The organism is Vibrio sp. 10N.222.52.C3, from assembly GCF_041474195.1.
In the GTDB taxonomy this organism is placed as follows: Bacteria; Pseudomonadota; Gammaproteobacteria; order Enterobacterales; family Vibrionaceae; genus Vibrio; species Vibrio crassostreae_C.
Map to the genome: position 1 here is coordinate 19,792 of NZ_JBFRTQ010000059.1, position 10,057 is coordinate 29,848.

Consider the following 10,057-nt stretch of genomic DNA (forward strand, 5'->3'; position numbering starts at 1 on the left):
TCTCTCTAAATAATTATTAATTAGTGAACAACCACTGTCTTTTCGTTCATGACGTTCACTTGAGATTTCAGTAACTCAGATGCCGGGTCATCTGGGCATTGGTCGATAAAGTATTGATAATCGGTTGCGGCTACTTGGTGACAGTCTAGCTGCTGATAGATAAAACCGCGGTCACGGATTTCATATGGGTCATCAGGTACAAACGTCAAAGCAAGGTCAGTACACTTCAATGCAAGTGTATAACGCTCTTCTCGCAGCAGTGCACTCTTGAGCAGGGCTAACCACTTACCAATAATTGTTGGGTGGTCGGCGACTTCTAAGTGCTCAGGTTTCACCTTAGCTAATGGGCCATCATGGCCAATTAACCATGCTCGCAGCGTTTGTTCGCCAACGTACTCACCGTTATAAGGGTTAATATAGGCTGCAGCTTGCCCGTACCAACTTACTTTAAGTAAGAATTGAGTCGGGAAAGAGACGCCCTCTACAGGAAAGCCTAGCTTGCGACCTAGAAAAAGAAAGATCGCCCCCAGACTCACTGGAATACCTTTCTTTCTCTCAAGCACTTTATCGATGAACGCGTTTTCCGAAGAGAAATACGCATCTTTATCGCCAGCAAAACCCCATTCATAAAAGAATAGTCGAATAAAAGATTCAAACTTCTGCTGTTCATCGGTTTCATTAACCAAAGCAAACTCGGCGTCTTTTAACAATCTCGCCAGCTCTTGCTCAGCCCAGCTGTCTTGAGTTTCTGGGTTAATCGCTTTATTTAAGATCAATGCACCTTCAGCTAACTCTAGCTGGTCAAAGTCTTCATCAAAAAATTCGTACATACGTAACTAACCGAAATAAGGAGATAATTAACCGAAAAATGTTGGTGTCTTGGTCATTGCAATTTTGCCTGCCATCGCTAACCAGCCAAGTGCACCAAAGAAAGAGAAAACTCTCAATAGCTTGTTTTTACCCAACTTAAGTGCAAAGAAGCCCAGTGCGATGTAAGCCATAACACAAGTTAGTTTTTCGGTTAACCATGGCGCTGCTGGTGTAAATGGAATAAAGCCAGTGATAAAAATCAAACCAATACCCGATAGCAGTAGCAACGAGTCATTGATATGAGGGAAACGCTGCAAGAAAGGATGCTTAAGCTTTGGTGAGTTAACCATCATCAGAGCGAAACGAATCGAAAGAAGTAGCGCGCTTATAGCAATCGTTAGTAGGTGAAAATGTTTTAAACCTTCGTACATGGTATTCCTTTATATTTTTATATGTGCTTTCGTTAACACGAGCCAAACAATACCCGTTAATGCCCTGTATTTCTGCGTTAATTCTCTGTATTTCCGCGTTAAATGCATTATCGAGTTAAGTGTATTGTCGAGTTAAAGGTATCAATTTAGCAAGTTCATCATCTATTGCTCACAAGATGATTAACAGCAGCCTATGAGCAGTAACGACCCAATGTCACTCGGTCATTACCACCGTAATCTTTTTCTGTAACCACATCCAAGTAGCCCAGTTGTTGCATTATCTCACGTACCGCTAAGCCTTGGTCATAGCCGTGTTCAAATGCTAGCCAGCCTTCGTTTTCTAAAAAACCGCGTGCGTTTTCAGAAATGTATCGAATATCAGCTAAACCTTTCTCTTCAGCAACTAACGCGGTAATCGGTTCAAAACGCACGTCACCTTGAGATAAGTGAGGATCGTTCTTCTCAATGTAAGGTGGGTTAGAAACAATCAGAGAGAATTTCACAACGCCTTCAGAGCTCAAAGGCTCAAACCAACTACCATGCAAAAAAGTCGCATTGGTGATGTTGAGACGCTGTGCATTCTCTGTCGCAAGCTGCTGCGCTTCAGGGCGAAGATCAATACCCGTCACCTGTCGATTCGGCATCTCAGACGCCAATGCTAACGCGATAGCACCTGTACCTGTCCCTAAATCGAGAATCGCGCCTTGCTTGCCAAAGGTTTTATCCAACGCTACTTCAACCAAACGCTCGGTATCTGGGCGTGGGATTAATGTAGAAGGGGAAACTTTTAACGGCAGTGACCAAAACTCACGCTCACCGATAATGTAAGCCACAGGCTCACCGGTTAAGCGACGTTTTAGAAGGGCATTGAATTCAGACTCTTGCTCAGAGGTGAGATGCTTCTCAGGCCAAGTCAGTAGGTAAGATCTTGGTTTATCTAAGGCGTGACAAAGCAGTACCGCGGCATCAATAGAGGGTGATGTGTTATCACCCTCTTGAAGCTTTACGATTGCTGCTTTTAAAGCACTTTCAACCGTATATGCTGACTGCATACTGGTTAGTTGTTCTCTGCAAGTGCAGCAAGCTGATCGGCTTGGTGCTCTTGAAGTACAGGATCAAGCAAGCTTTGCATGTCACCTTCAAGTACTTCGTTAAGACGGTAAATTGTAAGGTTGATACGGTGATCCGAAACACGGCCTTGTGGGTAGTTGTACGTACGAATACGGTCACTACGGTCACCCGAACCTAGTAGGTTACGACGTGTATCAGAAACCGCTGCCGCGCGGCGCTCTTCTTCTGCTTGAACAATACGAGCAGCAAGAACAGCCATCGCTTTCGCTTTGTTTTTATGCTGAGAACGCTCGTCCTGACACTCTACTACTGTACCCGTTGGTAAGTGAGTAATACGGATTGCTGAATCCGTGGTGTTAACGTGCTGACCACCCGCGCCTGATGCACGGAAAGTATCAATTTTAAGGTCGCCCGCTTTGATTTCTGGAAGATCCGCTTCTGGGATCTCAGGCATAACCGCAACCGTACATGCTGACGTGTGAACACGGCCTTGAGATTCGGTTTCAGGTACACGTTGTACACGGTGACCGCCTGACTCAAACTTCATGGTGCCGTAAACAGCGTCGCCACTAACCTTAGCGATCATCTCTTTGTAGCCGCCTTGCTCAGAAGCATTGCTGCTCATGATTTCAACACGCCAACCTTTCTTCTCAGCAAACTTAGAGTACATACGGAACAGGTTGCCCGCGAAGATACCTGCTTCATCACCACCCGCACCTGCGCGGATTTCTAGGAAACAGTTACGCTCATCGTTTGGATCTTTTGGAATAAGAAGAATCTGTAGCTCATCAGTCAGACGCTCAATTGCTGCTTTCGCATCTTTGATTTCATCTTGAGCCATTTCACGCATTTCTGCGTCGTCTTCGTTTGCCATCTCTTCAGCAGCTTCTAGATCTTCTTTCGCTTGCTGGTATGACTGGAAGCAAGCTGTCACTTCTTCAAGTTGAGAGTATTCTTTCGAAAGTGCACGGAATTTGTCTTGATTCCCGATTACATCTGGATCACCAAGTAGATGTTGAACTTCTTCATAGCGTTCAACAAGTGTTTCAAGCTTTACTAGAATCGAGGCTTTCATAATGTCTTATCTTGTTGGAGGTCTAATATTATTGAGGGTTTTCTAAGCCCAAACTCTGTCTAATGACCATTAATTTTGCAGGTTCTCCTTGCTCAGCTGCACTTTGAAGTGCGCGCGTTGGAGCATGGATCAATTTGTTTGTGAGCTTATTGCTGAGCTCGAGTAAAACTTTTTCAGGGTCACCGCCAGCGGCAAGCGATTGTAAACTTTTACTTAATAATTCTTCGCGGATTTCGTTAGCCGATTTACGGTAATCTCGAATACTGTCTACCGCTTGTAAAGAGCGCATCCAACTCATGAACGCGGCACTTTCTTCACTGACGATCGCTTCAGCTTGAATCGCTTCAACTTTACGTTGTTCGATATTGCCATCAACAATCGACTGCAAATCATCAACCGAATAAAGGTAGGCATCATTTAGATCACCAACCTGCGATTCCACATCACGTGGAACGGCAATATCAACCAATAACATCGGCTGATGCTTTCTTGTTTTTAGAGCAGTCTCAACCATACCCTTACCGATAATAGGCAATGGACTTGCGGTTGAGCTAATTACGATGTCCGCTCGATGAAGATGATCAGGGATCTCATTCAAGCTGATCACTTCAGCACCAAATTCTTCTGCTAGCCCTAGAGCACGTTCTCGAGTTCGGTTCGCCACAATCATTTTTGTACAGCCATTCGCCGAAAGGTGCTTAGCCACCAGCTCAATGGTTTCACCCGCACCAACCAGTAACACGGTTGAATCTGCGATGGATTCAAAAATATGCTTGGCTAAGGTACAGGCTGCGTAAGCTACAGAAACCGCGCTTCCGCCGATTTCAGTTTCAGTTCGAACACGCTTCGCAACAGAAAATGATTTCTGGAATAGTTTTTCCATTGAAGCATCAACGGATTTGTTCTCTCGCGAGTCCGTATACGCTTGCTTCACCTGACCTAAGATCTGCGGTTCACCCAAGACTAAAGAGTCCAAACCACAAGCAACGCGCATTAAGTGTTTAATCGCCGCCTGCTCTTCATGGATATAAAGGCTTGGCTTTAGCTCTTCTGGGCTAACTTGATGGAAAACCGACAACCAATCGATGAGTTTGTTTTTAGCCACGCCTTTAACGTCGCAATACACTTCAGTTCGATTACAGGTAGAAAGTATGACACTTCCATTCACGTGTGCATTTGCGTTAAGTTGCTTGAGTGCCTCAGATAATTTATCTGGACCAAAAGCGACTTTTTCTCGCAATTCAACCGACGCTGTATTGTGATTGATACCTACGGCAAGCAAAGACATGTATCAGAAGTTCTCGATCAGGGAATGGAAACAAGGGGCGAATTTTACTTGATGCATGGCTCTATTTAAAGAGCAAGCGGGATTTGTTTTCCTGAGTTCGTGAATTCAATGCTATAGTTGAAGCGTTTTTTAGATAAATTTGAACAAGTTGTGAGCAAATATGAGCAAACTTCGTAGAATCACGTCTCTTATTTTTATGACCATAATTATGGTGGGTTGCTCGTCTATACCTGAACAACCGACCAGTGTTGAGTGGCAAAGTCACCAAAACCGACTTCTACAGATAGAAAACTACCAAGCCTCGGGCAAGCTCGCCTACATTTCTCCAGAGCAGCGCCAAAGCCTAAACTTCATTTGGAAGCATTCACCAAATCACAGTCAATTAAGGCTCACGACATTCCTCGGTCAAACCGCATTGAACCTGACTATAGATCCGTCGGGGGCCAAAGTGGTGACCTATGACGACCAAGTATTTACTCACGCAAGTGCCTCTGTATTGGTTGAGCAACTGACAGGTTTGCAGATACCTATTGATCACCTGCCTCAATGGTTCCTTGGCATTCCAGACCAAGCTGACAGCTACCAGTTAAATACAACTAACACGCTTGAGTCTCTAACCAAACAAGTCAGCAGCCAGCTATGGACACTGAACTTCGCTAATTATCGAAATACTGAGATGCAGAGTAAACACCTCTCAGATGAAGACAACACTAATGTAGAAAGCATCCCCCTCCCTACTCGATTGTCATTCAAGCAAGACGATAACAAAATCAACATTGTAGTTTCGAAGTGGACACTGAAAAAATGATAACAACGCCAACGCATTGGCCTTCTCCGGCTAAACTGAATCTATTTCTTTACATCACAGGTCGACGTGACAACGGCTATCACGAGCTTCAAACTTTGTTTCAGTTTGTTGATTTTGGCGATGAACTAACGGTTGCCGTTAATGAAGAAACGAACTCAATCACAATCACACCGGAAATACCAGGCGTTGCAACAGAAGACAACCTGATTTGGAAAGCCGCGACCGCTCTTCAACAATATACATCGACTTCTTTCGGTGCCGATATTGAGCTTAAGAAAGTACTTCCGATGGGAGGTGGCATTGGTGGAGGCTCTTCAAATGCCGCAACCGTGTTGGTCGCACTTAACTATCTATGGCAACTCAACCTGTCTGATGATCAGCTCGCAGAGATCGGATTGAAACTTGGCGCTGACGTTCCTGTGTTCGTTCGAGGCCATGCAGCCTTTGCGGAAGGGGTTGGAGAACAGCTTCAGCCCGCTAATCCGGATGAAAAATGGTATCTTGTTGTTAAGCCTCAAGTGAGCATAGCAACTGTAGACATATTCACACATTCAGAATTAACTCGAAATACGCCGAAGCGAGCGCTATCAACGCTTCTAGAGCAAGAATACGTAAACGATTGCGAAAAAATTGTGCGAATGCTGTACCCAGAGGTTGATAAGCAACTTTCATGGCTGCTACAATACGCGCCGTCGAGATTGACTGGCACAGGTTCGTGCGTTTTTGCTGAATTTAACAGCGAAAAAGAAGCCGAATTGGTGCGAGAACAACTGCCTGACACAGTTTCCGCTTTCATAGCGAAAGGAAGAAACATTTCTCCTTTAAAAGAAACTCTGGCTGAATACCAATCAGCCCACCCACAATCTATTTAAAACTGGACGCAACCCGAGGTTTCCACCGTGCCTGATATGAAGCTATTTGCTGGTAACGCAACACCTGAACTAGCCCAACGTATTGCTGATCGTCTATACATCTCTCTTGGCGATGCTACTGTAGACCGTTTTTCTGATGGCGAAGTCGCTGTTCAAATCAATGAAAACGTTCGTGGTAGCGATGTATTCCTGATTCAATCAACTTGTGCACCAACCAATGACAACCTTATGGAATTGGTGGTAATGATTGACGCAATGCGCCGTGCTTCTGCTGGCCGTATTACTGCTGTAATCCCTTACTTCGGTTATGCCCGTCAAGATCGTCGTGTACGTTCTGCTCGTGTGCCAATTACTGCAAAAGTTGTTGCAGATTTCCTTTCTAACGTTGGCGTTGACCGCGTTCTTACTATCGACCTACACGCAGAGCAAATCCAAGGCTTCTTCGATGTACCAGTTGATAACATCTTCGGTACTCCAGTTCTTCTAGAAGACATGGCTAACCGTGGCCTAGAAAACCCAGTTGTGGTTTCTCCAGACCTTGGTGGTGTTGTACGTGCTCGTGCAACGGCTAAAGCGCTAGGTGATGTTGACATCGCTATCGTTGATAAGCGTCGTCCACGTGCTAACGTTTCTGAAGTAATGAACCTAATCGGTGATGTTGAAGGCCGTGACTGTGTTATCGTTGATGACATGATCGATACAGGTGGCACACTATGTAAAGCAGCTGAAGCGCTTAAAGAGCGCGGTGCTAAGCGTGTATTCGCTTACGCAACTCACGCTGTTTTCTCTGGTACTGCTGCGAACAACATCAAGAACTCTGTTCTAGACCAAGTTATCGTAACGGATTCAATCTCTCTATCTCCAGAGATGGCTGCGACTGGTAAAGTGACAACACTTAGCCTTTCTCGCATGCTTGCTGAAGCGATTCGTCGTATCAGCAACGAAGAATCAATCTCAGCGATGTTCAACTAATCAAAGCCCAATAGCTTTTTTTACAAAAGCTTGGTTTTAGAAACACGCGAGAGAAAGATATTAAGCACTTCAGTCAATGAAGTGCTTTTTTTATGTCTGAGTAATATTGCACTGCTAGTTATCACAAACAGGAATAATCGCGCAGCTATCAGCTAGCTCGCACCTTTTTCATAAACTGTGATATCATACGGCGCTTTTTGAAATCCCAAGAGAGATCCATACCTTGAGCCAACAAATAAAACTTCTCGTTGGACTGGCTAATCCAGGTCCAGAATACGCCAAAACTCGCCACAACGCGGGCGCTTGGGTAGTTGAAGAATTAGCGCGTGTACATAACGTGACACTAAAGAACGAACCAAAGTTCTTTGGCCTAACGGGTCGTATCATGGTTCACGGTGAAGATCTTCGTTTGCTGATCCCAACGACTTTTATGAACTTGTCAGGCAAAGCAGTTGCAGCCTTAGCAAAGTTCTACCAAATTAAACCAGAAGAGATCATGGTCGCTCACGATGAGTTAGATCTGCCTCCTGGTATTGGAAAGTTTAAAAAAGGTGGTGGTCATGGCGGACATAATGGTCTGAAAGACATCATCAGCAAGCAGGGTAACAATAAAGAATTCTATCGTCTTAGATTAGGCATCGGCCATCCAGGACACAAAGATAAAGTTGCAGGTTATGTATTAGGCAAAGCTCCTCAAAAAGAGCAAGAGTGTATCGAGGCCGTCGTTGACGAATCGGTTCGCAGCCTAGACATCTTATTAAAAGATGGCCTACCAAAAGCACAAAATCGCTTACATACGTTCAAAGCAGAATAAGGTTTATATCATGGGTTTTAAATGTGGCATCGTTGGTCTACCAAACGTTGGTAAGTCAACTCTGTTTAACGCACTGACTAAAGCAGGCATCGAAGCAGCAAACTTTCCATTTTGTACGATCGAACCAAACACAGGTATCGTTCCGGTTCCAGATCTACGCTTAGATGCATTAGCAAAAATTGTTAATCCACAGAAGATCCTTCCAACGACAATGGAATTCGTAGATATCGCGGGCCTAGTTGCTGGCGCATCTAAAGGTGAAGGTCTTGGTAACAAATTCCTAGCTAACATCCGTGAAACTGACGCTATCGGTCACGTTGTACGCTGCTTTGAAAATGAAAACATTGTTCACGTTGCTGGCAAAGTATCTCCAATTGAAGATATCGAAGTGATCAACCTAGAACTTGCACTGGCTGACTTAGACAGCTGTGAGCGTGCAATTCAACGTAACGCGAAGAAAGCGAAAGGCGGCGACAAAGACGCTAAATTCGAAATCACTGTACTAGAAAAGCTACTTCCAGTTCTAACTGAAGGTGGTATGGCACGTACTGTTGAACTTGGCAAAGAAGAAGCGGCAGCAATCGGCTACCTAAACTTCCTAACGCTTAAGCCAACAATGTACATCGCAAACGTTGCAGAAGATGGTTTTGAAAATAACCCATACCTAGACGCTGTTCGTGAATACGCAGAAAACGAAAACAACGTTGTTGTTGCTGTTTGTGCAGCAATCGAATCAGAGCTTTCTGAGCTTGATGACGAAGATCGCGAAGAGTTCCTTGCGGATATGGGTATCGAAGAACCAGGTCTTAACCGAGTGATCCGCTCTGGTTACGAACTACTGACTCTTCAGACTTACTTCACAGCTGGTGTTAAAGAAGTTCGTGCTTGGACAATCCCTGTAGGTGCAACTGCGCCACAAGCAGCGGGTAAGATCCACACAGACTTCGAGAAAGGTTTCATCCGTGCTGAAGTTGTTGGATTCGATCACTTCATCGAATTTAACGGTGAGAGCGGTGCGAAAGACGCAGGTAAATGGCGCCTTGAAGGTAAAGAATACATCGTTAAAGATGGTGACGTTGTTCACTTCCGCTTCAATGTATAATTCTGATTAAACATCTAGAAAAAAGGCCAGTGAATTCACTGGCCTTTTTGTTTTTCCCCTTTCTAAATTGTCTCTCACCAGAAACTTAACTTCCTATATATATCGCCTTTTAGACCTGTTTTTTGTCGACAAATACGCCTCTTTGCCTAAAAAGAAACCGAACAGATGTTTATTCGCGATTTATTCAAAAAAAAAGTTGACGGGTTTCACTCAACTCCGCATAATGCGCCCCGTTCACAGCGAAGCGGCAACGTTTCGAAATGAGCAACAATATGGAAATGGCTACTTAGCTCAGTTGGTTAGAGCACATCACTCATAATGATGGGGTCGCAGGTTCAAATCCCGCAGTAGCCACCATTTCCTAAGCACTCTATTTGATATTAAAGTTTGTCTTTAGTAACAAAGAGTTTTTAGGAAATAACGCGGTCGTGGCGGAATTGGTAGACGCACCAGATTTAGGTTCTGGCGCCGAGAGGTGTGAGAGTTCAAGTCTCTCCGACCGCACCATATTGAGATGTCTTTAAGATATCATTGTTGGGCTATCGCCAAGCGGTAAGGCACCGGCTTTTGATGCCGGCATTCCCTGGTTCGAATCCAGGTAGCCCAGCCACAATTTAAAGTGTAATTATCTTTAAAAAGATAATGGCATTGAAAGCAAGATTATATTATATTGTCTCGCTCTCAGATGGCTACTTAGCTCAGTTGGTTAGAGCACATCACTCATAATGATGGGGTCGCAGGTTCAAATCCCGCAGTAGCCACCATTCTTTCTTCGAGAAAGAAAAGACAACGTTATATTGAATCACCAATATTC

Annotated in this window: 10 protein-coding genes and 4 tRNA genes; 9 read left to right on the plus strand and 5 right to left on the minus strand. The window is 44.4% G+C overall.

Annotation, left to right across the window (positions count from 1 at the left end):
• Window positions 1-20 precede the first annotated feature (20 nt).
• From AB4517_RS10460 to hemA, 5 genes are all read right to left on the minus strand, one after another.
• Window positions 21-830: a SirB1 family protein gene (locus AB4517_RS10460; RefSeq protein WP_017064164.1), complete on the minus strand. Its 810-nt coding sequence runs from the start codon at window positions 828-830 to the stop codon at window positions 21-23.
• Window positions 831-857: 27 nt separating this feature from the next.
• Window positions 858-1,241, minus strand: coding sequence for a SirB2 family protein (locus tag AB4517_RS10465; protein WP_004736238.1), 384 nt, complete (start codon window positions 1,239-1,241; stop codon window positions 858-860).
• A 191-nt stretch (window positions 1,242-1,432) separates the two neighbouring features.
• Window positions 1,433-2,293, minus strand: a complete 861-nt coding sequence (prmC, locus tag AB4517_RS10470; RefSeq protein ID WP_372128262.1) for a peptide chain release factor N(5)-glutamine methyltransferase — start codon at window positions 2,291-2,293, stop codon at window positions 1,433-1,435.
• A gap of 5 nt (window positions 2,294-2,298) precedes the next feature.
• Window positions 2,299-3,387 carry a peptide chain release factor 1 gene (gene prfA / locus AB4517_RS10475; protein WP_017062313.1) on the minus strand — a complete coding sequence of 363 codons (1,089 nt, stop codon included), beginning with the start codon at window positions 3,385-3,387 and terminating at the stop codon, window positions 2,299-2,301.
• A gap of 28 nt (window positions 3,388-3,415) precedes the next feature.
• Window positions 3,416-4,675, minus strand: coding sequence for a glutamyl-tRNA reductase (gene hemA, locus AB4517_RS10480; protein ID WP_017062312.1), 1,260 nt, complete (start codon window positions 4,673-4,675; stop codon window positions 3,416-3,418).
• 160 nt (window positions 4,676-4,835) lie between these two features.
• Here hemA and lolB point away from each other — a divergent pair, with 160 nt between their 5' ends.
• The 9 genes from lolB to AB4517_RS10525 all read left to right on the plus strand — a co-directional run bounded on the left by lolB (window position 4,836) and on the right by AB4517_RS10525 (window position 10,007).
• Window positions 4,836-5,483 (plus strand): lipoprotein insertase outer membrane protein LolB, encoded by a 648-nt coding sequence (gene lolB, locus AB4517_RS10485; protein ID WP_372148313.1) that lies wholly within the window; start codon window positions 4,836-4,838, stop codon window positions 5,481-5,483.
• Window positions 5,480-6,355 carry a 4-(cytidine 5'-diphospho)-2-C-methyl-D-erythritol kinase gene (gene ispE, locus AB4517_RS10490; protein WP_372148314.1) on the plus strand — a complete coding sequence of 292 codons (876 nt, stop codon included), beginning with the start codon at window positions 5,480-5,482 and terminating at the stop codon, window positions 6,353-6,355. Before lolB ends, ispE begins: the two co-directional genes overlap by 4 nt.
• Before the next feature lie 27 nt (window positions 6,356-6,382).
• Entirely contained in the window at window positions 6,383-7,327 is a 945-nt protein-coding gene (locus AB4517_RS10495) for a ribose-phosphate pyrophosphokinase (protein WP_004739814.1), read from the plus strand.
• Between the two features lie 223 nt (window positions 7,328-7,550).
• Window positions 7,551-8,141: an aminoacyl-tRNA hydrolase gene (gene pth / locus AB4517_RS10500; protein ID WP_004739815.1), complete on the plus strand. Its 591-nt coding sequence runs from the start codon at window positions 7,551-7,553 to the stop codon at window positions 8,139-8,141.
• Window positions 8,142-8,151: 10 nt separating this feature from the next.
• On the plus strand, window positions 8,152-9,243 hold the full coding sequence (gene ychF / locus AB4517_RS10505) for a redox-regulated ATPase YchF (protein ID WP_010439159.1): 1,092 nt from the start codon (window positions 8,152-8,154) through the stop codon (window positions 9,241-9,243).
• Between the two features lie 280 nt (window positions 9,244-9,523).
• A tRNA-Met gene (locus AB4517_RS10510) sits at window positions 9,524-9,600 on the plus strand.
• A gap of 65 nt (window positions 9,601-9,665) precedes the next feature.
• Window positions 9,666-9,750, plus strand: a tRNA-Leu gene (locus AB4517_RS10515).
• Between the two features lie 28 nt (window positions 9,751-9,778).
• Window positions 9,779-9,853, plus strand: a tRNA-Gln gene (locus tag AB4517_RS10520).
• Window positions 9,854-9,930: 77 nt separating this feature from the next.
• Window positions 9,931-10,007: transfer RNA gene (locus AB4517_RS10525), tRNA-Met, on the plus strand.
• Window positions 10,008-10,057 lie beyond the last annotated feature (50 nt).